The sequence below is a fragment of the Pseudarthrobacter sp. 10T415 genome (assembly GCF_056394175.1).
The window spans coordinates 22,431-49,134 of record NZ_JBFTHJ010000018.1 but is presented as its reverse complement, the minus strand read 5'-3'; the positions used below and the strand labels follow the sequence as shown (position 1 = coordinate 49,134).

At 67.8% G+C, this 26,704-nt stretch carries 23 protein-coding genes; 16 read left to right on the top strand and 7 right to left on the bottom strand.

Annotation, left to right across the window (positions count from 1 at the left end; genetic code table 11):
• The first annotated feature begins 48 nt into the window (after positions 1 to 48).
• From AC1DBN_RS18150 to AC1DBN_RS18140, 3 genes are read left to right on the top strand one after another with little or no spacing between them, the layout of a single operon-like run.
• Entirely contained in the window at positions 49 to 1,386 is a 1,338-nt protein-coding gene (locus AC1DBN_RS18150; RefSeq protein WP_477723817.1) for a TRAP transporter large permease subunit, read from the top strand.
• 10 nt (positions 1,387 to 1,396) lie between these two features.
• Positions 1,397 to 1,651, top strand: coding sequence for a hypothetical protein (locus AC1DBN_RS18145; protein WP_477723816.1), 255 nt, complete (start codon positions 1,397 to 1,399; stop codon positions 1,649 to 1,651).
• Positions 1,648 to 2,631 (top strand): cyclase family protein, encoded by a 984-nt coding sequence (locus tag AC1DBN_RS18140; RefSeq protein ID WP_477723815.1) that lies wholly within the window; start codon positions 1,648 to 1,650, stop codon positions 2,629 to 2,631. Before AC1DBN_RS18145 ends, AC1DBN_RS18140 begins: the two co-directional genes overlap by 4 nt.
• A gap of 3 nt (positions 2,632 to 2,634) precedes the next feature.
• Here AC1DBN_RS18140 and AC1DBN_RS18135 read toward each other — a convergent pair whose 3' ends face one another.
• Positions 2,635 to 3,585 carry an EamA family transporter gene (locus AC1DBN_RS18135; protein ID WP_231994411.1) on the bottom strand — a complete coding sequence of 317 codons (951 nt, stop codon included), beginning with the start codon at positions 3,583 to 3,585 and terminating at the stop codon, positions 2,635 to 2,637.
• A gap of 69 nt (positions 3,586 to 3,654) precedes the next feature.
• On the opposite strand from AC1DBN_RS18135, the gene AC1DBN_RS18130 reads away from it, so the two are divergent.
• The 4 genes from AC1DBN_RS18130 (at position 3,655) to AC1DBN_RS18115 (ending at position 8,001) form a co-directional block, all read left to right on the top strand.
• A complete protein-coding gene (locus AC1DBN_RS18130; protein ID WP_091717089.1) occupies positions 3,655 to 4,512 on the top strand; it encodes a LysR family transcriptional regulator in 858 nt (285 codons plus the stop codon).
• 102 nt (positions 4,513 to 4,614) lie between these two features.
• The gene (locus AC1DBN_RS18125; protein WP_091717091.1) at positions 4,615 to 5,985 is read left to right on the top strand and encodes an MFS transporter; all 1,371 of its coding nucleotides are present in this window, start codon (positions 4,615 to 4,617) and stop codon (positions 5,983 to 5,985) included.
• A gap of 178 nt (positions 5,986 to 6,163) precedes the next feature.
• Entirely contained in the window at positions 6,164 to 6,829 is a 666-nt protein-coding gene (locus tag AC1DBN_RS18120; protein ID WP_091717093.1) for a GntR family transcriptional regulator, read from the top strand.
• On the top strand, positions 6,826 to 8,001 hold the full coding sequence (locus tag AC1DBN_RS18115) for an MFS transporter (protein ID WP_091717095.1): 1,176 nt from the start codon (positions 6,826 to 6,828) through the stop codon (positions 7,999 to 8,001). The genes AC1DBN_RS18120 and AC1DBN_RS18115 overlap by 4 nt, the downstream gene beginning before the upstream one ends.
• A gap of 130 nt (positions 8,002 to 8,131) precedes the next feature.
• Here AC1DBN_RS18115 and AC1DBN_RS18110 read toward each other — a convergent pair whose 3' ends face one another.
• From AC1DBN_RS18110 to AC1DBN_RS18100, 3 genes are all read right to left on the bottom strand, one after another.
• Positions 8,132 to 8,353, bottom strand: a complete 222-nt coding sequence (locus AC1DBN_RS18110; protein ID WP_091717098.1) for a hypothetical protein — start codon at positions 8,351 to 8,353, stop codon at positions 8,132 to 8,134.
• A 145-nt stretch (positions 8,354 to 8,498) separates the two neighbouring features.
• The gene (locus tag AC1DBN_RS18105; protein ID WP_091717100.1) at positions 8,499 to 9,482 is read right to left on the bottom strand and encodes a trypsin-like serine peptidase; all 984 of its coding nucleotides are present in this window, start codon (positions 9,480 to 9,482) and stop codon (positions 8,499 to 8,501) included.
• 139 nt (positions 9,483 to 9,621) lie between these two features.
• On the bottom strand, positions 9,622 to 10,194 hold the full coding sequence (locus AC1DBN_RS18100; protein WP_091717101.1) for an MOSC domain-containing protein: 573 nt from the start codon (positions 10,192 to 10,194) through the stop codon (positions 9,622 to 9,624).
• 69 nt (positions 10,195 to 10,263) lie between these two features.
• Here AC1DBN_RS18100 and AC1DBN_RS18095 point away from each other — a divergent pair, with 69 nt between their 5' ends.
• Positions 10,264 to 11,250 (top strand): alpha/beta hydrolase, encoded by a 987-nt coding sequence (locus AC1DBN_RS18095; protein WP_477723814.1) that lies wholly within the window; start codon positions 10,264 to 10,266, stop codon positions 11,248 to 11,250.
• On the opposite strand, the gene AC1DBN_RS18090 is transcribed toward AC1DBN_RS18095, so the two are convergent.
• From AC1DBN_RS18090 to AC1DBN_RS18080, 3 genes are all read right to left on the bottom strand, one after another.
• A complete protein-coding gene (locus AC1DBN_RS18090; RefSeq protein WP_477723813.1) occupies positions 11,247 to 13,637 on the bottom strand; it encodes an ATP-binding cassette domain-containing protein in 2,391 nt (796 codons plus the stop codon). The genes AC1DBN_RS18095 and AC1DBN_RS18090 overlap by 4 nt on opposite strands.
• A 76-nt stretch (positions 13,638 to 13,713) precedes the next feature.
• Entirely contained in the window at positions 13,714 to 14,133 is a 420-nt protein-coding gene (locus AC1DBN_RS18085; RefSeq protein WP_091717107.1) for a VOC family protein, read from the bottom strand.
• Positions 14,130 to 14,576 carry a helix-turn-helix transcriptional regulator gene (locus tag AC1DBN_RS18080; RefSeq protein WP_091717109.1) on the bottom strand — a complete coding sequence of 149 codons (447 nt, stop codon included), beginning with the start codon at positions 14,574 to 14,576 and terminating at the stop codon, positions 14,130 to 14,132. The genes AC1DBN_RS18085 and AC1DBN_RS18080 overlap by 4 nt, the downstream gene beginning before the upstream one ends.
• Positions 14,577 to 14,794: 218 nt before the next feature.
• On the opposite strand from AC1DBN_RS18080, the gene AC1DBN_RS18075 reads away from it, so the two are divergent.
• The 8 genes from AC1DBN_RS18075 (at position 14,795) to AC1DBN_RS18040 (ending at position 26,548) form a co-directional block, all read left to right on the top strand.
• A complete protein-coding gene (locus tag AC1DBN_RS18075; protein ID WP_091717111.1) occupies positions 14,795 to 15,178 on the top strand; it encodes a CBU_0592 family membrane protein in 384 nt (127 codons plus the stop codon).
• A gap of 157 nt (positions 15,179 to 15,335) precedes the next feature.
• Entirely contained in the window at positions 15,336 to 17,738 is a 2,403-nt protein-coding gene (ppsA, locus tag AC1DBN_RS18070) for a phosphoenolpyruvate synthase (RefSeq protein WP_091717113.1), read from the top strand.
• Entirely contained in the window at positions 17,739 to 18,590 is an 852-nt protein-coding gene (locus tag AC1DBN_RS18065; RefSeq protein ID WP_091717115.1) for a pyruvate, water dikinase regulatory protein, read from the top strand.
• Positions 18,591 to 18,661: 71 nt separating this feature from the next.
• Complete coding sequence (locus tag AC1DBN_RS18060; RefSeq protein WP_231994413.1) at positions 18,662 to 21,964, top strand: DUF5107 domain-containing protein; 3,303 nt, start codon at positions 18,662 to 18,664, stop codon at positions 21,962 to 21,964.
• The gene (locus AC1DBN_RS18055) at positions 21,961 to 23,310 is read left to right on the top strand and encodes a cellulase-like family protein (RefSeq protein ID WP_091717119.1); all 1,350 of its coding nucleotides are present in this window, start codon (positions 21,961 to 21,963) and stop codon (positions 23,308 to 23,310) included. The genes AC1DBN_RS18060 and AC1DBN_RS18055 overlap by 4 nt, the downstream gene beginning before the upstream one ends.
• Before the next feature lie 51 nt (positions 23,311 to 23,361).
• Entirely contained in the window at positions 23,362 to 24,246 is an 885-nt protein-coding gene (locus AC1DBN_RS18050; RefSeq protein ID WP_231994415.1) for a helix-turn-helix domain-containing protein, read from the top strand.
• Positions 24,247 to 24,375: 129 nt separating this feature from the next.
• Complete coding sequence (locus AC1DBN_RS18045; RefSeq protein WP_091717123.1) at positions 24,376 to 25,875, top strand: LCP family protein; 1,500 nt, start codon at positions 24,376 to 24,378, stop codon at positions 25,873 to 25,875.
• Between the two features lie 268 nt (positions 25,876 to 26,143).
• Positions 26,144 to 26,548, top strand: coding sequence for a type 2 periplasmic-binding domain-containing protein (locus AC1DBN_RS18040; RefSeq protein WP_157693409.1), 405 nt, complete (start codon positions 26,144 to 26,146; stop codon positions 26,546 to 26,548).
• Positions 26,549 to 26,704: the final 156 nt, after the last annotated feature.

Sequence of the window (26,704 nt, the reverse complement as noted above, 5' to 3'; positions counted from 1 at the left end):
ACACGTGATTTCCACACCAACCGGCATCCGGCCGTCAGGAGCAGCAGCATGATCGGCATCTGGGCACTCGGAGCCTACCTTGCCGTCATCCTGCTCTGGACCACCGTGATCAAGCGCAGCGTGGGGGAGGCCATGATCCTCGGCTTCCTGGCCGTGCTGCCCTTCACCGGCGCAGCTGCGGCAGCCATCGGCTGGGATTCGCTGTACGACGCCATTACCGACGAGATTGTCTACGCCACCATGGCGTTCGTCTTCATGGGCTACCTGCTGGACAAAGCCGGCGTCCTAGACCGGCTGATCGACCTTTTGAACTCGCTCATTGGCGGGGTCAAAGGCGGGCCGGCCTGGGTTTCCACGGTGGCGTCTGCCGGGCTCGGCGGGGTGGTGCACAACCAGGCCGCCATCGCCGCCACGGTGGGCTCGGTGACCATTCCGTGGATGGAAAAGTCCAAGCTGGACAAACCGTCCGCAGCCACGCTGGTGGCGGGCAACGCCGGCATGGGCATCACGTTCCCGTTCAGCGCCTCGATGTTCGTCCTGGTGGGTTCGGCCACGGTGGGCCCGCTGCTGGACATCAATGCGCTGGTCCTGCCCCTGCTCTTCGGCGGCCTCTGGTGCTTCCTGCACCGGCTGGTGGTCACCTGGCTGCTGGTCCGCAAGAGCGGGATGACCCCGCTCGATGCCGCGCACCGGCTGACGGTGCGCTCGGCCTTCGGCCGCGGCTGGGCCACGCTGCTGCTGTTCGTGGTGGTGGCCATCCCGCTGATGATCACCACGGGGGCCCTGGCCAAGGGTTTGTCGGACTGGACCGGCGGGGACGTCACCAAATCCGTCAGCGTCATCGTGTGGATCCCCGTAGTCCTGATCATCACCGGCCTCCTGCTCGGCCGGAAAAACCTGCCGGGCAGCGGCCGGGGCTGGTGGACGCTGCTGCAGGAGTCCGCTCCGCGGTTCGGCATTGTGGGCGTCACCGTGGTGTTTGCCTTCGCCGGGGCCAACGCGCTGGCCGCCACCGGGCTGCCCAAGCAAATGACCACCCTCCTGAACGGGATGAACCTGCCGCTATGGCTGCTGGCCATCCTGATCGGCCTGATCATCATTGCGGTGGCGGCACCACTGTCCGCCACTGCCACCATGGCCGCTGTGGGAACGGTGGGGGTGGCAACTCTTGTCGCCGCCGGCGTTCCGGCCACCACCGCTGCCGTTGCCGTCCTGGTTTTCTCGTCCTGCGAAGCGGCAGTCCCGCCCGGCGGCGCCCCGCTGTACGTGGCCTGCGGCATCGCGGACGTGGATCCGCTCAAGACCTTCCTCCGCCTCCTGACCCACTACGCCCTGCCGCTGCTGGGCATCGGCGTCCTGATCATCCTCGGCATCCTGCCGATCTAGGGAACATTCCATGCATACCTTCCGAAGGGCCATCGAAGTCCTCTTCGTCCTCACCCTGGCTGTACTGCTGGCCGGCGGGATCGTCTTCGTCCTCGGCCAGGCGATCGGCCTCGTGGCGGGGCAGGGCCAGTGGCTCACGGCGCTCAACGACACCATCAAGACACCCATCTGCATCGCCGCCTCCGTCTGCGCCGTGGCAGGGTTCCTGCTCAGCTACAAACGCCGTCAGCCGCAGGAGCAGCCGCAGAAGGTCGGGGCCCGATGAATTCCACTGACGGCATATATCCCGGATTTGACGCGCTGCTGCAGCGGGAAGGCCGCCTGGCCGGAACCTCGTGGGGCCTGTTTCCGCACCCAACCCGGGGGACGCCGTCGTTCATCACCCCCGAGGTGCTGCTCAATGCCCGTGAGTGCATACGCACCGGCACCGTCTTCGGCCTCGACTACCCCGCCGACGCGTTCCACCCCGGAATGTCGCTGAAGCGGGGCGCACCCAAGCACACCATCTACTCCTCCCACCCGGCCCACCGCGACGACTTCCTGGACGGCTACTACCTCCAGGGGTCCAGCCAGGTGGACGGCCTCCGGCACCGTCGTGCGGACGACGTGGGGTTCTACAACGGCACGGCCGATGACCGCGTGGTGGAGGGAACCCCGGACCTGGGCATCCAGGAATGGGCTGACGAACCGATCGTAGGCCGCGCGGTGCTGGTGGATCTTGACGGCTACCGCCCCGCCCACGGCAACCCGATCGACCACGCGGCAGGGGAGCCGCTGGGCCTCGACCTCATCCAGGCAGCCCTCGCCGCGCAGGAAGTTACTCTCCGCCAGGGGGACATTTTGCTGCTGCACACGGGGTGGTGCGAATGGTTCCTGGACCTGCCGACGGCGGAAAAACAGCAGGTGCGCGACAGCAGGAAGGCCACGGGCATCGCCCAGTCGCAGGAGTTCGTGGCGTGGGCCTGGGACCAGCGCCTGGCACTGCTCGCAGCGGACAACTTCGCCTTGGAATGCCTGCCGGCGGTTCCGGACAGCCCGTACCGGGGCTCGGCCCCCAACGACAACGGCATGATGCACCAGCAACTCCTTGCCAAGCTCGGCATGCCACTCGGCGAGCTGTGGCGCCTCGGCCCGCTGGCGCGGCACATGCGCAGCGCGGGCCGGTGGGATGCGTTCATCAGCATCAAACCGCTGAACATCACCGGTGGAACAGGATCGCCGGCCAACGCCACGGCCATGTTGTGAGCGTCACCTCCGCGGTGAACTGACCAGCTGCCCGGTCCGCCCCGGCATTCGCCGCCCCCGTCCGGCGAGCCAGATCGCCGTGGCATTGGCCGCGACGATCAGGGTGATGCCCAGCCATTCGTGAAGGACCAGCACCTGGCCCAGCACCACCGTTCCGGAGAGCGCCGCGAGGATGGGGTTGATGCTCATGAACACCCCGAAGAAACCGGCAGGAACGAAGCGGAGGGCGATCAGGTCGGCAGCGTAGGGGACCACCGAGCACAGGATTCCGGCCGCGGAGGCATACATCAGGGCTTGTCCGGTGAAGCGGCCGCTGGCGAGCAGGTGGACGGCCACCGGAACGTAAAGCGCCAGTGAAACCAGGCTGGCGGCCGCCGGGGCCTGCAGGCCGGGGAGCCGTTGACCGGCCACACGGTTCAGCAGGATGTAGGCCGCCCAACCCGCCGCGCCGCCCAGGCCAATGAGTATCCCCGCCAGGTCGCTGGCGGGCCCGGGCATCACCAGGACGTATACGCCCGCGCCGGCGCCGATCCCGCACAGCAGGTCCCAGCGGCTCCGCGAGGACAGCAGCGCCACCGCCAGCGGGCCCAAGAATTCCAGCGTGACCGCCAGCCCCAGCCCGATCCGGTCAATGGCCACATACAGGCAGATGTTCATCGCGGCCGTGGCCACGCCCAGCAGGAGGACCGGCCACCACTGCCGCCACGTAAAGCGGTGGAACGGTGGCCGCGCAGCAGGAAGCAGCACGGCCGCGGCCACGAGCTGGCGCACTGCCACCACCCCGGCGGGTCCGATCACCGGGAAGGCATGCGCGCCGATTCCGGCGCCCAGCTGGTTGCTGAGCCCCGCCCCGGTCATGGTCAGCAGGCCACGAACCAACGACGACGGCGGCCCGCCCCGGGTGCGCGTCGCACTGCGGGTCTTCCCCGCGCCATGCAGCAATGAAGCGTCCATCCCCACAGTGTCCGGCCGCGGCAGGTGCCACAAGAAATGCATTTGCCGGGCCTTCTATACGATGAGCGTATGAATGTTGAGCTGCGCTATCTCCGCGCTCTCGTCGCCGTCGTGGACGCCGAAACCTTCACGGACGCCGCCATCGAACTGGGGACCTCGCAGGCCGCGGTCTCCCGGTCCGTCGCGGCGCTGGAACAGGCCCTGGGGCTCCGCATCCTGCAGCGGACCACACGCAGCTTCACCCCGACGCCTGTGGGCGAGCGGATCATTGCCCATGCCCGCAGCGTCCTCGACGAACTGGCCCTGTTGGAGCGGGAGGCCCGGGACCACGGCAGCGAACTGCGGGTGAGCTACGCCTGGTCCGCGCTGGGCCGCCGCACCATTGCGCTGCAGCGCCAGTGGGAGGAGCTCCATCCGGAGGTATCCCTGGTGTGGGTCCAGTCCAGTGCCCCGTCCGGCGGCCTCGCCGACGGGTCAGCCGATATCGCCGTGCTGCGCCGCTCCGCTGCCGATGCCCGCTTTACGTCGACGCCGATCGGAACCGAAGCGCGGTACGCCGCGGTGGCCAGCGGCGATCCCCTCTCCCGCAGGCGGTTCCTGCGGATGGCCTACTTCTCGGACCGGACCATCGCCGTCGACCGCCGCACCGGAACCACCAGTGAAGAGCTCTGGCCGGAGGGTTCCCGCCCTGCCGGGTTCCGGCTGGTCCAGGGCGTGGACGAGTGGCTGACGCTGATTTCCACGGGGAAGGCGCTGGGGATGTCGTCCGAGGCAACGGCCGCGCAGAATCCGCGCCCGGGCATCGCCTACCGCCCGGTGCGCGACGCCCCGCGGATTGAGGTTTTCCTGGCCTTTTGGCGGGACGATCCTTCGCCCGCGGTGGCTGATTTCATCCGCCTGGCGCAAGAGGCCTACGAGCTGGGATAGCGCTTGCCCATTGACGTAATGCTGGTCACGTCCTAAGATTGTGAATCGATTCAAAGCGCCGGTGATGCCGGTTCTTTGCCAATGGAGTCGAAGGACAAGCACATGAGCACTACCCACAGCAGCGCCGTTAACACCTGCGCCGTCAGCACCAGCGGGGCGGCCGGGGCCGGACCACGGGATCCGAGGAAGGCCGCGATGAGCGGCTGGATCGGAAGCGCCCTGGAGTACTACGACTTTGCGCTGTACTCGCTGGCCGCGACCCTGGTTTTCCCCACCATCTTCTTCCCGTCTGAAAACCCCACCGTCGGCATCATCGCCTCGCTGGCCACCTACGCGGTGGGCTATGTGTCCCGGCCCATCGGCGCCGTGGTCCTTGGTGCCTACGGCGACCGGAAGGGCCGCAAGAGCGTGCTGGTCTTCGCGATGCTGCTCATGGGTTTCGCCACCTTCGCCGTGGGGCTCCTCCCCACCTACGGGCAGGTGGGCCTCCTGGCTCCGGCCCTGCTGGTGGTCCTCCGCCTGATCCAGGGCTTCGCCGTGGCCGGTGAACTGGGCGGTGCCAGTGCAATGATCGTGGAGCACTCGCCGGATTCCAGGCGCGGCTTCTTCGCCAGCTTCAGCCTGCAGGGCACCCAGGTGGGCTCCATCCTGGCCACCGCCGTTTTGCTCCCGCTCTCCGCAGCGCTCCCGGCGGACCAGTTCGCGTCCTGGGGTTGGCGCATTCCGTTCCTGCTGAGCGCCGTGGTGATCCTTGCCGGCTACTTCATCCGCCGCCGGGTCCAGGAGCCGCCTGCCTACGCTGCGAAGTCCGGGGAAGCTGCGCAGAAGCAGCGCTTCCCGCTGGTGGAACTCCTGCGCACCCGGCCCGGCGCCATGGTCCGCTGCATCCTGATGACTTTCGCGAATGTCATCGGCATGGCCACCCTGATCTTCGGCGTCTCCTACGCCACCCAGAAGGGCTACGGCAACGGGTTCTCCAGCAGCGAGTTCCTGTGGGTCACGCTGGTGGCCAACATCGCCGCCGTCGTCACCATTCCGCTCTTCGGCGCGCTGTCCGACCGGATTGGCCGGCGCACGCTGATGGCAGGCGGCGGACTCCTGGGCGGCGTGATGGTGGGCGGATACCTCTGGGCGATCGAACAGGGCAGCCTGCCGCTGGTGTTCGTCTCCGTGGTGATCGTTCAGGGCATCTTCTTCCAGATGTGGAACGCCACCTTCGCCACGTTCTTCCAGGAACAGTTCCCCATGCGGATCCGCGTCACCGGTTTTGCCGTCTCGCAGAACATCGGCCTGATGATCGCGTCCTTCTTCCCGAGCATATTCACTGCCATTGCCCCTCCGGGCACCGCCAACGTCCCCTTCACCATCGGGCTGACCACCTTTGTCATCTGCCTGGTGGCCACCGTGGCCACCCTGATGTCCTCGGACACCAAGGGCAAGTCGCTGGAGGACCTGGAGGCGCACAAGGCCTGACCAGCCGGCGGCGCTGGGCCAGGCACGAAGGAGGGGACAGCAAGAGCTGTCCCCTCCTTCTGCGTGCTGCACACCGGCTCCGCCGTCTCCCGCACCCAGGATCGCCCGCGTGATGTGGCCCCCAAAAGCTGCTTTGCATAGTTGTATACAAGTATGCTGGGAGCCGGAGGTCCCACCCATGCCAGCAATTCCCGCCCGGAACACGGGCGCCCACGTCGTTTACGCCGAGCTGAAGCGGCGCATCCTCAGCCTTGACCTGAAACCCGGTGAGCGCATCTACGAACCGGCAATGGCCACCGAGCTGCAGGTGAGCCGGACGCCGCTGCGCGAAGCCATCCGCCGCCTGATTTCCGAGAACCTCTTGGAGCAGCAACCCACCGGGGGCGTGGTGGTCCCGGTGCTGGACGAGGGAGAGATTTCGGAGCTGTACGAGGTCCGCGCGGCCGTCGAGTCCCTCATGGCGCGGAACGCCTGCCTGAAAGCGACACCCGCGGACCTCGACGAACTTGACGGAATCCTGGCACGGAACGCCGCGCTGGTGGAGTTTGCTGACGACGCCATGGAGCAGGGGATGGCCCTGCACGCCCGGATCGCCCGGATCGCCGGCAATTCCTGGGCCGGGCGGTTCCACGACCAGGTCTCCAGCCAGATGGAGCGCTACCGGCACTACACCAACAGCACCCAGAGGCGGCGGGACCAGGCGCTGGCGCAGCACCGGGCACTGGTTGAAGCGATCGCCGCCGGCGACCCGGACCAGGCAGCCAAGGTGGCCTTCGACCATGTCATGGGCGCACGCGACGCCGCCGTCCGGGCCATCTCCGGAAAGAACGGAGCCGGATCGTGATCGGTGAACTCGGCCGGCGCTCGGCCACCGCCCTGCTCCTGCACTCAGCCCTGATCCAGGCCGTCACGTTCCTGGTGCGGCCCGCCGCCACCTACCGCGCGCTGGAGCTGGACGTTCCAGGCTTCGCACTGGGACTCCTGGCCGCGAGCTACGCCGTCTTTCCCCTGCTCCTCGCCGTTCCCACGGGCGGCCTGGTGGACCGCCTGGGTGAGCGCCGGCTCATGGCGATCGGGTCCGGCGTCGTGCTCGCCTGCTCCGCGTTCCTGCTGTTCTGGGGTTCATCCATCACCGCCCTGGTCATTGGCACCGCCTTCCTGGGCGCCGGCCAGCTGGCCTGCGTGGTGGGGCAGCAGGCGGTGGTGGCGAACAACGCCGCGGCCAGCCGGATGGACTCTGCATTCGGGTACCTGACGTTCGCCGCCTCGCTGGGCCAGGCCCTGGGCCCGCTGGCGATTTCCCTGGTGGGCGGCAACTCGGTCCAGCCGGACACCCACATGATCTTCCTCCTCGCAGTCTGCATGAGCGCGGTCCTTTTCGGCGCCACCTTCATCGTCTCGGCCGAGGTCAGCGGCGGCCGAAGGAAAGCCGGCGACACCAGTGCAGCCAAGGGCAGCGCCCTCTCACTCCTCAAAACCCCCGGCGTCGTGCGCGCACTGGCCACCAGCGCCACCGTCCTCGCCGTGGTTGACCTGACCATGGTCTACCTCCCCGCACTCGGAACGGACCGCGGCCTCACCGCGGCCACGGTCGGCGCGATGCTTACGGTCCGCGCCGTGTTCTCCATGGTGTCCAGGCTCCTGCTGGGCAGGGTCTCGCGGAGGATCGGGCGCATGCGGCTTCTGGTCACCAGTCTGGCGTTGTCCACTGCCGCCCTGGCCGCCGCGGCGATTCCCATGCCCGCCTGGCTGCTGTTCGTGGTGATGGCAGTGCTGGGGCTGGGCCTTGGCATCGGCCAGCCGCTCACCATGTCATGGCTGTCCGCGCAGGCGCCGGCGGGGCAGCGCGGCCGGGCGCTCGCCCTCCGCCTCGCCGGGAACCGCGTGGGCCAGGTGGTGCTGCCGAGTGCCATCGGCGTGGTCGCGGCAGGCCTTGGGGCCGCAGGGGTGTTCCTCGCCTCCGCGGTGGTGGTGGGCGGAACCATGGTGCTGCTCCGCGGGGTGAAGCTGGACTGACCTGCGCGCGCCGCAGTCACGCCTCGCGCGCTTGGCGATGAACGCACGACGGCGCCCCCCACACAAAGGTCCGCCCGGTGCTAAATCACCGGCCGGACCTTTTGTGCCCTCTTGGGAATGCCGGCCAAGATCAGCCGGTGTGGTTGGACAGTGCCACCAGGACGCCGGCCACCGCAAAGTACTTGTTGCTGCCCAGGTCCCGGATCGTCTTGATGCCCATGCCGGCAAGGAGTTCGGCGTGTTTTTCCGTCAGGCCGGCAAGGGCCGACGGCGGCGCATTCAGGATTTCCTCGAGGGACAGGTTTTCGAACTCTTTGTCGAGTTTCTTGCCAAGCTCAATTGAAACGGCCATTGTCATCCTTTGCTTGAACAAATCGATGCAGTCACTATCCGGCCAATCCTGCTGCCGGATCCGGGACGGGAAAACCCCGCCCGTGGTCGCTACGGTAGTGCACGATGTCGGGCCCCGGAAGAGCCCGGGACCCAACATCGTTCAGCTAAGAAGCTGAGGACGCGGTGTTGTACGCCTGCTGGATCACTGAACCCCAGTACGGGCCGTACATCTTGGTGGAGTTGGTGCCGTAGCCGTAGCTGTTGACCGAGTTCTGGTAACCGCTGGAGCTGGTGCCGATGAACCACGGTCCGCCTGAGGAGCCGCCGGTCATGTTGCAGGGAATTCCCTGGGTGTTGAACTCGGGGCTGTAGGGATCGTTGGTGGCGGTGCCGGAGCAGCTCTTCAGTGATTCGCCATTGAACGGTGAGGCCGCCGGGTAGCCGAAGGCCTTGTAGGCGAGGCCTCGTGCGGCGTTGAAGCTGACGCCGGAGGCCCCGACGACGTCGGCCAGGTTACGGCCGTTGAGCTGGCTCATCACGGCAAAGCCTGTGTCGTACTGCATGCTGCCGGACGAGCTCCACTGGGTGGGGGCGTACAGCGCCTTGGCAGTCCACTTGCCATAGGGTGCGGCGCCATTCAGGTAGGCAGGAACGAACGTGAACTTGGTGGCGAAGGCTCCGGGGCCCTCGTTGAGGCAGTGGCCGGCGGTGGAGACGGTGTTGCGGTTGGTGGACGCCACCGAGTTGGCCGAGCAGACGTAGTTCGTGCCGCCGAGGGTGAAGAACACCTTGCCGATGTGGGACACCGGGGATTCGCTGGCGTTGGCCTTGGTCTGGATCTGGGGTGCGTTGCCCTGGATCTTGGCCTCCGGGCCCTTGGCCTGTTCCGGGAGGACTGCCGGGTTGGCCTTCTGCCGGTCCACTGCCTTCTTCGCGAGGACGTCAGCGGGGATGGCCGAGCGCATGCGTTCCGGCGTCCAGTAATCGGCTCCGCTGGTGTCGGTGACGGCCGCGCTGCTGACGCCGGCAACATCCTTGTTGTCCGGCGATGCGGGCGCTGCCGTTGCCTGGCCGGCTGAGCAGAAGGCGAACAGTGCTGCGGTGGTGAGGCTCATGAGGCTTGTGGCCAGAGTCCTGGTTGATGTCATAGCTGTCCTCGGTAGGTTCGGGTGAAGCGGACCCGATGGGTGGTCCGCTGGAGAGAACTTATACCGGTATGACAAACTTGTAAATAAGATTCTTCAATCAGTTAATTACTCAACAAGGTTGTAATAATCGCAGGGAGGCTTATGGCAGCCTGGACGGACGGAGGACGCTGGCTTCGCCGGCTTTGGACGGGTCCAGCGGCACCGGGCTGACCAGGACGGCCGGCCCGCGGTGGAGCAGGCCGCCGGATACGGCCCGGCAGCGGATGCCGCCGCGCCCCCGCATGGCCGGATGCGCCCCGGGGGCCAGCATCTGGTTCATCCACGCGCAGGGCTGCGCGTGCCGGCCGCCAAAGAGGGACACCGAGGATCCGCCTGATTCCAGCCTGAAGTCCTGTCCCAGCAGGGGCGGCAGCTGGGCCCCGCGGAGCACCACGTTCCGCCGCGTCAGCAGGGGATTGAACGGTGCAGCCCCCAGCTCGGCCGCGATGGCCTCCAGGGATTCGACGGCGAACAGGGTCACCGCGGCGTCCATGTGGGCGGCCTTGCCAAAGAACCTGTCACCCACAATGCCCTTGCCGGCCACCACCTCGGCGACGTCCGCATCGGAGGTGGGAACGTCCGCGGCGCCGTCCCGGGCCCGGCCGAAGTAGGCGTGCGCGGGGGACACCAGCAGGTGGAGGATCTCTACGTCGTACCGGTAACTTTCACCCATGCCCCTACCGTAAGCCCGCGTTCCGCCGAAACCGGGTGCTCGATGAATTGAGTGGAATGATCAGGAACCATGGACTCCTCTTCCTCCACCGCTACAGCCATCGCGCGTCCGAGGCGCCGTACCGCGATCTACTGGGTGACGGCGGCCTGCGCTGCCGCCCTCATCGCGGTTCCGGCCTGGATGCTGGTGGTGAACCCGGCTGTCCTGGGCGGGCACCCGCTGCTGCCCGGCCTGCTGATCGCGGCCGCCGTCGTCGGCGTGGCCTGGGCGGTCCTCCTCTGGCGGCGGCGGGACACGCCCCGCCCCCGGTCGCTGGTACGGGCCATCGGCGCCTGGGCCGGACGGATCGCGGTCCTGGCGCTGGTGGCGGCGCTGGCCTGGCTCAACCCTTTCGCCTATCAACCGGGCGCGGCGGCGGAGGCCGGCCCCAAGTCCGACCTCATCGTCACCGAAACGAACACCACCATCACCATGACGCCCGACGGCGGCCGTGCACCTACCAAGGGATTGGTCTTCTACCCGGGCGCGCGGGTGGACGCACGGGCCTACCAGGACATCCTGGCCCCGGCCGTCGGCGCAGGGTTCCGGGTGGTCATCCTGAAGGAGCCGCTGGGCCTCAGCCTGCTGGATGCCAACCAGGCCCGCAGCGCCATGGACGCGAACCCGGACATCACCACCTGGGCGGTGGGCGGCCACTCGCTGGGCGGAGTGGCGGCGTCGTCCTTCGCGCTAAATAACGACGACGTCAGCGGCCTGACGCTCTACGCCTCCTACCCGCTGGACTCGCTCCGCGGCCGGTCAGGGCTGCAGGTCCTGTCAGTTTCCGGGACCAAGGACGGCCTCAGCACCCCGGCGAAGATCGATGCCTCCCTGGAGCTCCTGCCCGCCGACGCCGGGTTCGCCGCCATCCAGGGCGGCGTGCACGCCTTCTTCGGCGACTACGGTGCGCAGCCCGGCGACGGCGACCCCGGCATCAGCCGGGAGGCTGCGCAGGAACAGATCGCCGCCGCCACGGTCGAATTCCTCGGACGGATCCAGGGAACCGGACGGCTCTAGGCCCCGACGTACGCCGCCAGGTGCTGCCCGGTGAGGGTCGACTTCGCGGCCACCAGCTCTGCCGGCGTGCCCTCGAACACCACCGTGCCGCCGTCGTGCCCTGCGCCGGGGCCGATGTCGATGATCCAGTCCGCGTGCGCCATGACCGCCTGGTGGTGCTCGATGACGATCACCGACTTCCCGGACTTCACCAGCCGGTCCAGCAGGCCCAGGAGCTGTTCCACGTCGGCCAGGTGCAGGCCGGTGGTGGGTTCGTCCAGGATGTAGATCTCGCCCTTCTCGGCCATCTGGGTGGCCAGCTTCAGCCGCTGGCGCTCGCCGCCGGAGAGGGTGGTGAGCGGCTGGCCCAGGGTGATGTAGCCCAGGCCCACGTCCGCGAGCCGTTCCAGGATCTTGTGCGCCGCCGGGGTCTTGGCCTCACCCTCGGCAAAGTACTGCAGCGCGGCGTCTACTGACATGTCGAACACGTCAGCGATGCTGCTGCCGCCCAGCGTGTATTCCAGCACGGCGGCCTGGAAGCGGCGCCCCTCGCAGTCCTCGCAGGTGGACTCCACCGTGGCCATGACGCCGAGCTCGGTGAAGATCACCCCGGCGCCGTTGCAGGTGGGGCAGGCGCCCTCGGAGTTGGCGCTGAAGAGGGCGGGCTTTACGCCGTTGGCCTTGGCGAACGCCTTGCGCACCGGCTCCAGGAGCCCGGTGTAGGTGGCGGGGTTGCTGCGCCGTGAGCCCTTGATGGCGCCCTGGTCAATCACCAGCACGCCCTCGCGCTTGGCCAGCGAGCCGTGGATGAGCGAGCTCTTGCCGGATCCGGCCACGCCCGTCACCACGCACAGCACGCCCAGCGGCACGTCGATGTCCACGTTCTTCAGGTTGTTGGTGGCGGCGCCGCGCACTTCCAGGGCACCCGTGGCGGCACGGACCGCATCCTTGATCCGGGCGCGGTCGTCCAGGTGCCGGCCGGTGACGGTATCGCTGGAACGCAGCCCGTCGACGTCGCCCTCGTAGACAATCTCGCCACCGCCCGTGCCGGCCAGGGGGCCGAGGTCGACGACGTGGTCCGCTATGGCAATGGTCTCCGGTTTGTGCTCCACCACCAGGACGGTGTTGCCCTTGTCCCGCAGCTGCAGCAGGAGGTTGTTCATCCGCTCGATGTCGTGCGGGTGCAGGCCGATGGTGGGCTCGTCGAAGACGTAGGTGACGTCGGTGAGTGAGGAGCCCAGGTGGCGGATCATCTTGGTGCGCTGCGCCTCGCCGCCGGAAAGCGTGCCGGCCGGCCGGTCCAGGGACAGGTAGCCGAGGCCAATCTCGGTGAAGGAGTCCAGCAGGTCCCGGAGCCCGGTGAGCAGCGGCCGGACGGAGGGTTCGTCCACGTCCCGCACCCATTCGGCGAGGTCGCTGATCTGCATGGTGCACAGGTCCGCGATGCTCTTGCCCTTGATCTTGGATCCCAGGGCCTCCGGGGTGAGGCGGGTGCCCTTGCACTCGGGGCAGACGGCGAATGTGACGGCGCGTTCCACGAAGCGGCGCACGTGCGGCTGCATGGCCTCCACGTCCTTGGACAGCATGGACTTCTGGATCTTGGGGATGATGCCCTCGAATGTGAGGTTCACGCCCTCCACCTTGATCTTGGTGGGTTCGGCGAACAGCATCGTGTCCAGCTGCTTCGCCGTGAACTTGGCGATCGGCTTGTCCATCGGCAGGCCCATGCCCTCGAACAGCCGGCCGTACCAGCCGTCCATCGAGTAGCCGGGAACGGTCAGGGCACCTTCGGCGAGGGTCTTGGAATCGTCGTACAGCGCGGTCCGGTCGATGTCGCTGACGTTGCCCATACCTTCGCAGCGGGGGCACATGCCGCCCAGGTAGGTGGCCTGCTGGACGATGCTCTTTTCCACCCGGCCGCCTTTCTCGGTGCTCATCACGCCGCTGGCCTTGCGGGTGGGCACGTTGAAGGAGAACGCGGTGGGCGGGCCGACGTACGGCTGGCCCAGGCGGCTGTACAGGATCCGCAGCATGGCGTTGGCGTCGGTGGCGGTGCCCACGGTGGAGCGCGGGTTGGCGCCCATCCGTTCCTGGTCCACGATGATCGCGGTGGTCAGCCCCTCCAGCCGGTCCACGTCCGGGCGGGCCAGGCTGGGCATGAAGCCCTGGACGAACGCGCTGTAGGTTTCGTTGATCATCCGCTGCGACTCGGCGGCGATGGTGGCGAACACCAGCGAGCTCTTACCGGAACCGGACACCCCGGTGAAGACTGTCAGCCGGCGCTTGGGCAGCTCCAGGCTGACGTCCTTGAGGTTGTTCTCCCGTGCGCCCTGGACGCTGATCAGGTCGTGGCTGTCGGCGACGTGCGCTGCTGCCGCCCGGTTGTCGGTGCCGGTATCCGTGCTCATCGAGCCTCCATCTCGTTGGGCGGCGCTGAAGGGAGGCTGCGCGGGCAGCCTCCCTTCGCCGTCATTGGTCATCAGCCTACGGCTGCTGGTTGATGCGGACGGTGTTTCCGGCGGGGTCGCGGAAGGCGCAGTCCCGGATGCCGTAGGGCTGGTCGATGGGTTCCTGGACCACGTCGGCCCCGCTCGCCTCCACCTTGGCGAACGCGGCGTCCACGTCGGGGGAGGAGAGGACGATGGTGGCGTAGGTGCCCTTGGCCATCATCTCGGCGATGGTGCGGCGTTCGTCCTCGGTTATGCCGGGGTCCACGGCCGGCGGGTGCAGGACGATGGAGACGTCCTTCTGGCCGGCGGGGCCCACGGTGATCCAGCGCATGGTGCCGCGGCCCACGTCGTTGCGGATTTCGAAGCCGAGCGCGTCGCGGTAGAAGGCCAGTGAGGCGTCGGGATCGGTGGCGGGAAGGAAGGTTGAGGAAATGTTGATGTCCATGGAAGTCATGCTAGTAACGCCTCAACCGCTGGCGCTTCTCGATTCCTGACCGGTCTGGTGACCTGTTTTTCGACGCATGCGGGGATGCCCGCCGTGGAGCGTTCCGCCTGCTGTTTGTAGACGCTGGGAGGCATGCCCACGAGTTCGCTGAAGCGGGTGCTGAAGGTGCCCAGCGAGGAGCAGCCGACGGCGAAGCACACCTCGGTGACGCTCAGGTCGCCTTTGCGCAGCAGTGCCATGGCGCGTTCGATGCGCCGGGTCATGAGGTAGCTGTAGGGCGATTCACCGTAGGCGAGCTTGAAGCGGCGGCTGAAATGGCCGGCGGACATGTGGACGTCCTTGGCGAGTGATTCGACGTCGAGCGGCTGCGCGTATTCCCGGTCCATCCGGTCCTTGACGCGCCTCAGCCCGGTGAGTTCGCGGAGGTACGGATCGACGGGTGCGGAGGTCACTCTCAGATGGTGCTACGCGGCACCGATGTTGTCCATAGCCGGGGCCCCGCCGGGGTGGCAAATTGGCCCTCCGGAGCGGTATATGATTATCCCGCTGGCCAGCATGAGGTCCTCGCCCGAACAGGGCTTGAGGAACCCGGCGGCCGGCAAAACCAACCCCCGTTTTACCCCTCATAAGCCCTGCCTGGATTCTGCGCGGGGACCCTCGAAAGGACGTCATGGAACTGCTGTGGGAACTCGCCGGCTGGGCAGGCGCAGTTGCGATTCTCAGTGCTTACCTCGCTGTTTCTATGGGCTGGCTGAAGGCGGGTAAGGGCTTCCAGACGGCGAACCTCTTCGGTTCCGTGGCCTTCATCATCAACGGCACCCTGCACAGTGCCTGGCCGTCCGTGGTGACCAACGTTGCCTGGTTCCTGATCTCGGCCGTTGCGCTGGTCCGGATGCGAGAGGTGGAGGCTCCGGCCCAGGCCGTTGAGGCGCACGTACAGTACCCGGGCGTTCCCGATTCCACCGGCCAGATGGCCATCATTGAGGCACTCACCGAGGCGCTTCCCGTGGTGGGTTCCGTTACCACGGCGGCCGACGCGCGGCTCGCGGCCTAAAACCCTACGGCCCCAACCGCTGGGTGACACTTCATTACGTCCTCCGGGTGTTGTATGGGTCACATCCGTTTGCTTCTTTGGCGCACTCCTGACAAACCTTGCATCACATCTTTTTCTCAGCGCTTGTCAGCGCGTGCCCAATGGAGGGACACCACCTATGACTGACGTTCTCTGGTTTTCTGACCTCGGCCTGTCCGACCTCGACCAGGTCGGCGGCAAGAACGCCTCGCTCGGAGAAATGGTCCGGAATCTTGCCTCTGCAGGGGTAAAAGTACCGGACGGTTTCGCAACCACAGCCGACGCTTACAGAAGATTCCTTGCCGGGACGGGCCTCGATGCCCGGATTGAAAGCATTCTCGAAGACCTGGACAGCGGCGACGTGGCCGCTTTGACGGTGGCCGGGAAGCAGATCCGGGACCTGATCCGGGAGACCCCGTACCCTGACGGTTTCGAAGAGCAGATCCGCTCCGCTTATGAGCGCCTCACCGGCAGCCACGGCGCCGACGTGTCCTGGGCGGTCCGCTCCAGCGCCACGGCCGAGGACCTGCCCGATGCCTCGTTCGCAGGCCAGCAGGAGACCTTCCTGAACATCCGCGGCGTGGACAACGTCCTGCTCGCCATCAAGGACGTCTTCGCCTCGCTCTATAACGACCGCGCCATCGCCTACCGCGTGCACCACGGCTTCACCCACTCCGAGGTGGCACTCTCGGCGGGCATCCAGCGGATGGTCCGTTCCGACGTCGGCGCTTCCGGCGTGATGTTCACCATGGACACCGAATCGGGCTTCAACGACGCCGTGTTCATCACCTCGTCCTACGGCCTCGGCGAAGCCGTGGTCCAGGGCGCCGTGAACCCGGACGAGTTCTACGTGCACAAACCTGCCCTGGCAGCCGGGCGGCCCGCCGTCCTCAAGCGCGGCCTCGGCGAAAAAGCCGTCCAGATGATCTACACGGACTCAGATGAAGTGGGCCGGACCGTGGACTTCGTTCCCGTGCCGCAGGACCTGCGCCGCCGCTTCAGCCTGACCGATGACGAGGTCCAGGAACTGGCCCGCCACGCCCTGGCCATCGAGGCGCACTACGGCCGCCCCATGGACATCGAATGGGGCAAGGACGGTTTGGACGGTGAACTGTACATCCTGCAGGCCCGCCCCGAGACCGTGGAGTCCCGCAAGGCCTCCGGCACCATCTCCCGCTACACCCTCAGCGAGCGTTCCGCCGTCCTGGCCGAGGGCCGCGCCATCGGCCAGCGCATCGGCGCCGGCCAGGTGCGGGTACTGACCTCCATCGACCAGATGGCCTCCTTCCAGGCCGGCGACGTCCTGGTGGCGAACATGACGGACCCGGACTGGGAACCGATCATGAAGAAGGCCGCCGCCATCGTCACCGACCGTGGCGGGCGCACCTGCCACGCGGCCATCATCGCCCGCGAACTGGGCATCCCCGCCGTCGTGGGTACCGGCAAGGCCTCCCAGGTCCTCAAGGACGGAATTCCGGTCACCGTGTCCTGCGCTGAAGGCGAGGCAGGCTTCGTCTACGAGGGGCTGCTGGACTACACCCTGCAGGAAACCAGCCTGGACACCATGCCGGAGGCCCCGGTCAAGATCATGATGAACGTGGGCACCCCGGAGCAGGCCTTCAGCTTCTCCAAGCTGCCCAACCACGGTGTTGGCCTGGCCCGCCTGGAGTTCATCATCAACCGGCAGATCGGCATCCACCCCAACGCCCTGCTGGCCGTGGCCGGGGAGATTGAACGCCCGGCGTCGCTTTCGGACTTCACCGTGCGGCAGATCCGTGAAAAGACCGCCGCGTACGACGGCCCGCGGGACTACTACGTGCGGCGCCTGGCCGAGGGCATCTCCACGATCGCCGCGGCCTTCGCCCCGGAACCGGTGATCATCCGGCTCTCGGACTTCAAGTCCAACGAGTACGCCAACCTGCTGGGCGGCCCCGCGTTTGAGCCGTCCGAGGAAAACCCGATGATCGGCTTCCGCGGCGCGTCCCGGTACCTTTCGGACTCGTTCCGGCAGGCCTTCGAGATGGAGTGCGAGGCCCTGAAGTTCGTCCGCAACGAGATGGGCCTGACCAACATCAAGCTCATGGTCCCGTTCGTGCGCACCCTGGCCGAGGCCCGCGGCGTGACCGAACTGCTCGCCGCCAACGGGCTGGCCCGGGGCGAGAACGGCCTGGAAATCGTGATGATGTGCGAGCTCCCGGCCAACGCGCTGCTCGCCGACGAGTTCCTGGAGTACTTTGACGGATTCTCCATCGGCTCCAACGACCTGACCCAGCTCACCCTGGGCCTGGACCGTGACTCGGCCCTGGTGGCCGAAGGCTTCGATGAGCGGAATCCGGCGGTCACCAAGCTCCTGGAGATGGCCATCTCCGCCTGCCGCGCCAAGGGCCGGTACGTGGGCATCTGCGGCCAGGGCCCCAGCGATCACCCGGACTTCGCCGAGTGGCTGCTGGCCCAGGGCATCAGCTCCATCTCGCTGAACCCGGACGCCGTGACCGAAACCTGGCTGCGCCTGGCCCGCACCAGCAACCACACAGCGGTCTAAGTGCCTGACGCCCCATGGCGGGACGTCGTGGGGGCGGGCAGCACGTCCGCCCCCACGGTGTTCTTCCTTTCGGACAGCACCGGCATCACCGCCGAGACGCTGGGCAACACCCTGCTCACGCAGTTTCCCGCCCAGCACCTGGAACGCCGCACCGTCCCGTTCATCACCACGGTGGAGCAGGCGCAGGAGGTGGTGGCAGTCATCGACCAGGTGGCCGCCGCCGGCCCCCGGCCCCTCGTCTTTTCCACCACGGTAAGCCTTGACGTCCGCGCCGTCCTGGCCCGCAGCCGTGCGCATTTTTTTGACCTGATCGGGACGCATCTCGGCCAGTTGGAGCAGGCCCTGCACGCCTCCGCCAGCGGCCAGCCCGGCCAGGCCCACGGCGTGGGCGATGCCGTGCGCTACCAGTCGCGCATGGCCGCCGTCGAGTACGCCATAGAGCACGACGACGGGCAGTCGCTCCGTGCGCTGGAACGCGCCGAGCTGATCCTCATCGCCCCGTCGCGCTGCGGCAAGACGCCCACCACCATGTACCTGGCGCTGCAGCACGGCATCCTCGCGGCCAATTTCCCGCTGGTGGAGGAGGACTTCGCCAGCCTGTCGCTGCCCAAACCCCTGCTGCCGTTCGCGAAGAAGTGCTTCGGGCTGACGTCCCTGCCGGTCCGGTTGAGCCAGATCCGCCAGGAGCGCCGCCCCGGCAGCAACTACGCCTCGCTGAACCAGTGCAGCTTCGAGCTGCGCAACGCGGAGGACATGTACCGGGTGAATTCGATTCCGTTCGTGAACTCCGCCTCGATGTCCGTGGAGGAAATTTCCGCCACCGTCCTGCAACGGATGAACCTGCACCACTGAGTACACGATCGTCCATATTCGTGCCGCTATAAGCCATGGGAAAGCAAGGTCCCACTTCATAGCCTGTAGTGGTGACGAATGACGCGAGGAGCACGATTGTCCTGCCCGATGCCCCGCAGGACCAGCAGGACATCCTGGACGCAGGCGGTGTGGCCTGCTGGAGCGAACCGGTGCCGATCGACACCTACGCCCCCGGGCAACCCGACCGGTATCCGCTGTTCCTGGACCGGCGGGTGTATCAGGGCTCCAGCGGCAGGGTGTATCCGATGCCGTTCATCGACAGCATTGGGGCGGAGAAGAAACCCCGGCTGTGGCAGGCCATCCACCTGGAAAACGAATATGTCCGCCTGATGCTCCTCCCGGAGATCGGCGGCCGCATCCACATCGGTTACGACAAGACCGCCGGGTATGACTTCTTCTACCGGAACAACGTGATCAAGCCCGGACTGGTGGGCCTCGCCGGGCCGTGGATTTCCGGCGGGGTGGAGTTCAACTGGCCCCAGCACCACCGGCCGGCCACCTTCCTCCCCGTGGACACCGCCGTCGAATTTTCCGTGGATGGCAGCGTCACCGTGTGGCACAGCGACCTGGACCCGCTGCAGCGGATGCGCGGCACCCACGGCGTCCGGCTGACGCCGGGCAGTTCGCTGATCGAGGTGGAGGCGCGGCTCCACAACCGGACCGACGAGCCGCAGACCTTCCTCTGGTGGGCCAACGTCGCCGCCCGGGTGCATGAGAAGTACCAGTCCTTCTTCCCCACGGACGTCACCCACGTTGCGGACCACGCCCGCCGCGCCGTCACCGCCTTCCCGCGCGCGGACCGGCCGTACTACGGCGTGGACTACCCGGCGCTCGCGGCAAAAGGCGGCGGCGATGCGGACCGGCTCGACTTCTACGCCAACATCCCCGTCCCCACCTCCTACATGGTCACGGACACCCGGGACAGCTTCTTCGGCGGGTACGACCATGCCGCCGGGGCCGGGTTCGTCCATTGGGCGGACCGCAGCATCGCCCCCGGCAAGAAGCAGTGGACGTGGGGGACCGGTCCCGTGGGCACCGCCTGGGACAGGCATTTAACGGACGACGACGGCCCGTACGTGGAGCTGATGGCCGGCGTCTTCACGGACAACCAGCCCGATTTCAGCTACCTCGCCCCCGGTGAGACGCGCACCTTCAGCCAGTACTGGTACCCCATCCGGCAGATGGGCCCGGCGCAGCAGGCAAACCTGGACGCCGCCGTCGCGCTTTCCCTTGATGACGCGGGCCGCACCGTCACCGTGGGCGTTTCCGCCACCGCCCGCCGGGACGCACGGATTGAGCTCAGGCTCGGCGAGGCGACGCTCCACACCTGGGCCGCGGTCCTCTCGCCCGCCCATCCGTTTACCGCCACGCTTCATCTGCCCGTGCCCGCCGCCGGCACCGACCTGACGCTGCGGGTCATGGACGGAGGCGCGGAAGTGATCTCGTGGACCCCTCGGCACCCCGCGGAGAACCCCGAACCGTGGGCGGCCACCGAGCCGGCGCAGCCGCAGGACATGGACAGCATGGACGAGCTGTTTGTCACCGGGACGCATCTGGCACAGAACCGGCACCCTACCCGGTCGCCGCTGCCGTACTTCGAGGAGATGCTGTGCCGGGATCCGCTGGACTCGCGCGCTTCCACCGCGCTCGCGGCCGCGAGGTACCGCAGCGGCCAGTATGCCCAGGCCCGGGACCTGCTGGAGAACGCCCTGGCCCGTCTGACCCGGCGGAACCTGAACCCGCCCAGCGGGGAAGCGAGCTACCGGCTCGGCCTGGTCTTGGAGCGGACCGGGCATCTGGAGGAAGCCCGGGAAAACTTCGGAAAGGCTGCCTGGGACAGGGCATGGGCCCACCCGGCGCACCTGGCCCTCGCCCGGCTGGCCCTCCGGTCCGGTGACGCGGCGGAAGCACTCCGCCGGGCGGCTTTGGCGCTTGCGACAGAGGCAACCAGCCCGGAGGCCGGGCACCTGAGCTACCTCGCACTGGAACGGCTGGGGCGCCAGACGGAGAGCACCGCGCTGCTGGCGGACATCCTGGCGGCCGACCCCCTGGATCCGGTGGCGCAGGCCCTCGCCGGAACCCTGCAGGTGGCGGATCCCAAGACCGGCCTGGCGGTGGCGTGCTGGCTGGCGCGGGCGGGGCAGTGGCAGCGTGCCCTTGACCTGACCCGCAGCGCGGAACCCGCAGACGCCCACCCGTCCTTCGGCAACCCCGGCCCGCTGCGGCACTACCTGCGCGCCGGCTGGCTCGAGGAAGTGCTGGACCCGGAGACCGCCGCCGCGGAGCGTGCCAGGGCAAGGCGCGCGGATACCACGTACGCGTTCCCCTACGGGCTGGACGACTTCGACGCGCTGCACTGGGCGCTCGAGGCCGATCCCAAGGACAGGGTGGCCCACGGGCTGCTGGGGTGCTGGCTGCTGGACGCAGGGAGGACCACGGACGCCCTGGCGTACCTGGAGAAGGCCATGGCCCACGGTTCGCAGGATCCCGTGGTGTGGCGGAATGCCGCCCTTGCCACGGTGAATACGGGCGGGGACCCCGGCACGGCTGACCGGTACTTCCGCCGCGCCCTGGAACTGGCCCCAGGCGATGCCCGGCTGGTGTTCGAGCGTGCCGTCCTCGCGGAGGTCCGCGGGCTGCCGGCCGGGGAGCGGATCACCGCCATAGAGCAGCACGGGCCCGCCGTCCTGGACCGGGACGACCTCGCCATCCTCTACGCCAACCTGCTGACCGATGCCGGGCGGGCAGAGGACGCATTGGCCCTCCTGGCGTCCCGCAGCTTCCAGCCCTTCGAAGGCGGGGAGGGACTGGCGCTCGCGGCCTACGACCGGGCCGCCGTCCAGCAGGCCCGGCTCCTGATGGAGGAAAGCCCGACGGCGGCCGCAGCGTTGCTGCGGGACGGCATCGAGGCCCCGGCGAACCTGGGCGAGGGCCGGCATCCCGCGGACAGCATGGCTGAGCGGTTCGTGGCCTTGGGAGACGCGCTGGACCTTGCCGGCGACGCTGCTGCCGCGGCGGAGGCGTGGAACCGTGCCCTTCTGGCGGGCGGACCCTTGGCGGTGGACCGGCGTCCGGCAGGCTCGGCGGATTACTGGCGGGGCATCGCCTTCGTGCGGCTGGGATTGCCGGACGGCGGCGAGGACGTCTGGCGGCAGCTGGAGGCCCGGGCTGATGAACTGGACTCCGCTCCCGCTGCGCCGGACTATTTCGCGACATCGCTGCCTGAGCTGCTCCTCTTTAACACTGATACCGCAGCTTCCCGGGCCGCAGCAGCCGCGCACCTCCGGCAGCTGGCCGGTCAGGGGCGCCTGCTGGCCGCGCATGCCGGCACGAAAGAAGGGGCAGCACTGTGACCGAAAACCTGGGGACTGAAACCTCCGGGAGTGAAAAACCCCGCTACCTGGGGTCCGGAACCGTGGAAGGTGACACGGGCTCCCTGACGGGAGCGCCGCCGTCGCACCTTCCGCCCCGGCTGGCCATCACCCTCTGGGACTTTTCCTGGTACACCCGCGCCGAGGACGGCGGGCCGTACGCGGACCTCGACGCTGCGTGTGCGCGGGCGGCGGAGCTCGGATACAACGCCATCCGGATCTGCGCGGCACCGCTGCTGCTTTTCGGCGGGCTCGGCCTGGACGCGCTCGCGGAGGACCTGGAGATCGGGGGGCTCGGCACGGCGCCCGACGGCGGGATCTACGGCCGCGGCACCCGCTGGTACGACGCCCCCGGCGGGTACCGGCTGAACCTGCGGGAGCGCCTCATCGCGCTTTTCGACGCCGCGGAACGCCACGGGCTGGTGATCCTCCTGGCCAGCTGGGAATACCAGCAGTCCGCGGTGTTCGCCGCCTCCCCGCAGTGGTTCGAGGCCATCGACGCCGTCCCGCTGGCCGGCCGGTACCGGGTCCTGGCCGATGCCTGGGACCGGCTGATCCGCGCCGTGTCCGGGGCCGGGCACCGGGAGCGGATCGCCATGGTGGAACTGCACAACGAGGTGGATTTCTCCATCCTCCCGGCGCTGGCCGACGGCGGCACGGAGCAGGTGCAGCGGCTGCGGAAGCTGCACCCGGACCTGCTGGTGACGGCCAGTTACGGCAAGCCGCCGCACCTGGCCATGCACACCGTTCCCGAGGGCATGGGCGCCGCCCAGTTTCACGTCTACAGCTATGGGGTACTCGATGCCCTGCAGCAGCGGATCGACATCCGGTCCGAGGGGACCGACGGGTTTCCCAACGCTGCCCTGCGGTCGCTGTTGCGGGCCGATGCTCCCTCGTTTGCTGAGTACGGGCGGCTGGCGTCCTGGAAGTACCGGGCCACCGTGGTCACGGACCAGATGTTCTACGGCTACGACTGGATCGATCCCGCGGCCTGGGACACGTGGCTGGACAAGGAATACCGGCCGTACCGGGAGGTGATGTGGCGCGAGATCGAATCGCGGGTGGTGGCTATCGCCGCGTGGGCCCGGTGGAAGGACGTGCCCGCGGTGGTGGGCGAGGGGTGGATCGGCTACACACCGCTGCAGGGCGGGTTCGAGGAAGGGCCGGCGGGGCGGGAGCTGGCCGAGCACGGCATCCGCACGGCACTGGCGCACGGCGTGTGGGGGATGGTGCTGTGTTCCAACGCGGCCCCGCACCACCCCATGTGGGCTGACGCCGGGTGGCAGCGGCGCATGAACGATCTGATCCTCGGCTTTACTGTGAGCTGAGCTCCGGTGTCCCGTTCCGCTGCCGGGCTTCCGTTCTATCATGGACATTCCGTGACGGAAGGGGACGGGTTGGCGCGCGCCACCGGGTTCCAGAACCAGCGGCTGGTGGTGGTGCCCCGGCCGCTGGTCCGCGATGCCCTCAGCCGTCCCATCACCCGGCACCTGGTGGTTACCGACGCCGGCGTCTTTCCCGCAGCCGCCGACCACGGCCGGCACCGGCCGGACGGCGCGGCGGAAACCATTGTGATCCTGTGCGTCGCGGGCACGGGGTGGGTGGAAACCGGCGGGGTGCGGACCGCCGTGGGTGCGGCCACCGCCGTCGTGCTTCCCGGCGGAAGAGGTGAGGCCCACGCGTACGGTGCCGCGGAAGGCGACCCGTGGACTATCTGGTGGTGCCATGTGCGCGGTGCCGATGTGGCTGACCTGCTGGACGGAGCTGGCGTGCGGGGTGCGCAGGTTATTCCGCTGGTGGCGGCGGACCGGCTGACGGCGATGCTGGACGAGATCATCAGCGCGCTGGAGAAGGACCAGTCGCCGGCCAGGCTGGTGGCCACTGCCGGGATGGCGTGGCGGCTGCTGACCGCCCTGGCCATCGACCGCCGGCTGCCGGAGAAGGGGACGCCACTGCAGCAGGCGATGAACTATTTGGAGGACCGGGTGGATGGCTCGTTCCGCCTGGCCGATCTTGCGGCGCTGGTGGGGGTGTCGTCGTCGTACCTGAGCAAGCTGTTCCGGGAGGCGACGGGCGGGGGAGTGCTGGCGCACCACACGGCGTTGAAGATGGCGCGGGCGCGGCTGCTGCTGGACACCACTGACCTGCCCATCGCCGAGGTGGGCCGCGAGATCGGGCTGCAGGACCAGTTCTACTTCTCCCGCCAGTTCCGGCGCCTGCATGGGGTGAGCCCCAGCGCGTACCGGGCGGAGCGCAAGGGCTAGCCCTGCTTTTCGGGTGCTTTGCTGAGGTAACCATTCAGCATCGGATCCCTGGTTGCCCGCGGAGGGGCGTGAACCATGAGGCGGGGCCTTGTAGCGTGGGGCGCGGTCAACCCCCGAAAGGTTCTTCTGTTGGACAGCACGCCCCGCCCCGAAAACTCCGACCCCGCGGCCGCGCGCTATCCTGGCCAAGGAACGCTGACCAAGGGGAGTGCCCGGTATTCGCGCAGGCGCGCGCCGCGATGGCTCCTGATTGCCGGCGCTTCTGTTGCTGTGCTGCTCGTGGCGGCGTTGGTGTTCGGCGGCTATTGGGCTTTCCGGCTGCAATCGAACATTAAATCGTCGGCGCTGGGTGCCGGCGGGCAGCGGTCCGAGGGCCCGGTGGATGACCGGACGGACAGGCTCCAGGTGCTGATCCTGGGCACCGATACGCGGGATGGGAAGAACGCCGCCTACGGGACGGCGGACCAGTCCTCCGGGTACGGGCAGTCCGACGTCATGATGCTCCTGGACATTTCGGCCAACAACCAGGACGTCAATGTCATCAGTTTCCCGCGCGACCTTCTGGTGGACGTGCCGTCCTGCGAGGACCAGGACACGGACCGGCGGTATGCGGCCCGCCCCGGGGCGATGATCAACAGCGCCATGGCCGAGGCGGGAATTGGTTGCGCCGTGGACACTGTCAACGAGGTGACCGGGTTCGAGATTGACCACTTCATGATGGCCGACTTCAACTCGGTGAAGGAGCTCTCCAATGCCGTGGGCGGCGTGGACGTGTGCGTGGATGCGGCGGTGTTCGACCCCGATTCCGGGCTGCGCCTGCCGGAGGGGACCTCGAGCGTGCAGGGCGACCAGGCGCTGGCGTTCCTGCGGACCCGGTACGCGTTCGCGGACGGCGGGGACCTGGGCCGGATCCAGGCGCAGCAGGCTTTCCTGGGCTCGCTGACCCGCAAGCTCAAGGATGAGGGGACGCTGCGGAACCCTCAGAAGGTCCTGGGCATCGCCGACACCGTCACCCGGAACCTCACCGTGGACGACGGCCTCGCCTCGATTCCCGCGTTGCTGACCATCGCGGACCGGCTCAAGAACATCGACCCGGCCAGGGTGAACTTCATTACCGTGCCCACCGTTCCGGCCGCGAACCCCAACCGCCTGCAGCTCTCCGAACCCGCGGCAGGCAACCTGTTTGGCGCGCTGCGGCAGAGTGCCGACCTTGCCGGGCCGGCGCCCGCTCCCTCGGACGCTCCCCCTGCGGAAACGCCGAAGACCGACTACGACAAGTCGCTACAGCCGGTCCTCATTGCCAACGGCACCACCGTTCCGGGCCGCAGCCACGACCTCACCCCCATCCTCACCGAGGCCGGGTTCACCAACCTCAGCCGGATCGAGGCGCAGCCCGCCGACGAGACCACCATCTACTACGGGCCGGACTTCGAGGATGTGGCCGCGGACGTGGCGGCATTCTTCGGTCTTCCCGCGTCCAAGGTCCAGGCGGATCCGTCCGTTTACGGCGTGCAGCTCTACCTGGGCATCGACTTCACGTCCGGCACTAAGCCCGAAGTTGCTGCGCCGAGCGCCCGGGACGTTGTTGCCCAGACTGCCGAGGACCAGAAGTGCCAGGCGGTCCGATAGTTCCGTGCTGTGAGGCTGTTGGGTTTCGTCTGGGAGTGCCCGGTTAGGGTCTAAGACCCGGCGGGTGCTGTGTCCGGACATGGCGGACTGGAGCCTAATCTGACGCCTTTTCCGAGGGCGCCTGACGTCAGGTTGGAGTGTAGCTCACAGAGAAAAGCAACCTTCCATTTATGCGAGTAAGAGGCCCTAGAGAATCTATTCAGAGAGCAGCCGGCATTCAGGACGGAAATTTGCACTGGAGGCTCGTTATGGACGGTGCAACCAAGTTGTGGGTCCTCTAGTTCACCTTCCACGATCTATTGGCGGGACTCCAGGGCCGCGTCATCCAAGTCAGAACACCCCCGCCGAAGCGGCCGCACTGATCAACTTCCTGATCAGCGACCCCGAAGTCGCAAAAACCTTCGGCACCGACCGCGGCCTCCCTGCAGCCCCCGTGGCCCAGGACGCCATCGCATCCACCCTTGACCCCATCGGCAGGCAGATCCTGGGCTACACCAAATCCATGACCGAGCAGGCCGGAGAGGCACAACCGATCACCCCCAACGGCGTCAGCGATTCCGAATCAATCCTGTCGCGGAACTTCCAATCAGTACTCTTCGGAGAACAGTCCCCGGAAGCCGCAGCGCAGAAGTTCATCGACGAGTTGCAGTCCTCGATCGACGCAACGAAGTAAGACATCAAGATAAGGGAGAGGGAGCGCGAGGGGCTCCCTCTCCCGCGGCTTTGGGCGCCCACACCCGGCCAAGACCTGAATCAGCTTTGCATATGTTGCCGCCCCGGAGACAGGACTTCCAGCCAGCTCCGACGCATTGCGCCTAGCAGTGTCTCC

Excerpts from the sequence above, each read along its gene's own strand:
- AC1DBN_RS18150 (WP_477723817.1), top strand. The coding sequence starts at position 49 with ATGATCGGCATCTGGGCACTCGGAGCCTACCTTGCCGTCATCCTGCTC.
- AC1DBN_RS18145 (WP_477723816.1), top strand. The coding sequence starts at position 1,397 with ATGCATACCTTCCGAAGGGCCATCGAAGTCCTCTTCGTCCTCACCCTG.
- AC1DBN_RS18140 (WP_477723815.1), top strand. The coding sequence starts at position 1,648 with ATGAATTCCACTGACGGCATATATCCCGGATTTGACGCGCTGCTGCAG.
- AC1DBN_RS18135 (WP_231994411.1), bottom strand. The coding sequence starts at position 3,585 with ATGGACGCTTCATTGCTGCATGGCGCGGGGAAGACCCGCAGTGCGACG.
- AC1DBN_RS18130 (WP_091717089.1), top strand. The coding sequence starts at position 3,655 with ATGAATGTTGAGCTGCGCTATCTCCGCGCTCTCGTCGCCGTCGTGGAC.
- AC1DBN_RS18125 (WP_091717091.1), top strand. The coding sequence starts at position 4,615 with ATGAGCACTACCCACAGCAGCGCCGTTAACACCTGCGCCGTCAGCACC.
- AC1DBN_RS18120 (WP_091717093.1), top strand. The coding sequence starts at position 6,164 with ATGCCAGCAATTCCCGCCCGGAACACGGGCGCCCACGTCGTTTACGCC.
- AC1DBN_RS18110 (WP_091717098.1), bottom strand. The coding sequence starts at position 8,353 with ATGGCCGTTTCAATTGAGCTTGGCAAGAAACTCGACAAAGAGTTCGAA.
- AC1DBN_RS18105 (WP_091717100.1), bottom strand. The coding sequence starts at position 9,482 with ATGACATCAACCAGGACTCTGGCCACAAGCCTCATGAGCCTCACCACC.
- AC1DBN_RS18100 (WP_091717101.1), bottom strand. The coding sequence starts at position 10,194 with ATGGGTGAAAGTTACCGGTACGACGTAGAGATCCTCCACCTGCTGGTG.
- AC1DBN_RS18095 (WP_477723814.1), top strand. The coding sequence starts at position 10,264 with ATGGACTCCTCTTCCTCCACCGCTACAGCCATCGCGCGTCCGAGGCGC.
- AC1DBN_RS18090 (WP_477723813.1), bottom strand. The coding sequence starts at position 13,637 with ATGAGCACGGATACCGGCACCGACAACCGGGCGGCAGCAGCGCACGTC.
- AC1DBN_RS18085 (WP_091717107.1), bottom strand. The coding sequence starts at position 14,133 with ATGACTTCCATGGACATCAACATTTCCTCAACCTTCCTTCCCGCCACC.
- AC1DBN_RS18075 (WP_091717111.1), top strand. The coding sequence starts at position 14,795 with ATGGAACTGCTGTGGGAACTCGCCGGCTGGGCAGGCGCAGTTGCGATT.
- ppsA (WP_091717113.1), top strand. The coding sequence starts at position 15,336 with ATGACTGACGTTCTCTGGTTTTCTGACCTCGGCCTGTCCGACCTCGAC.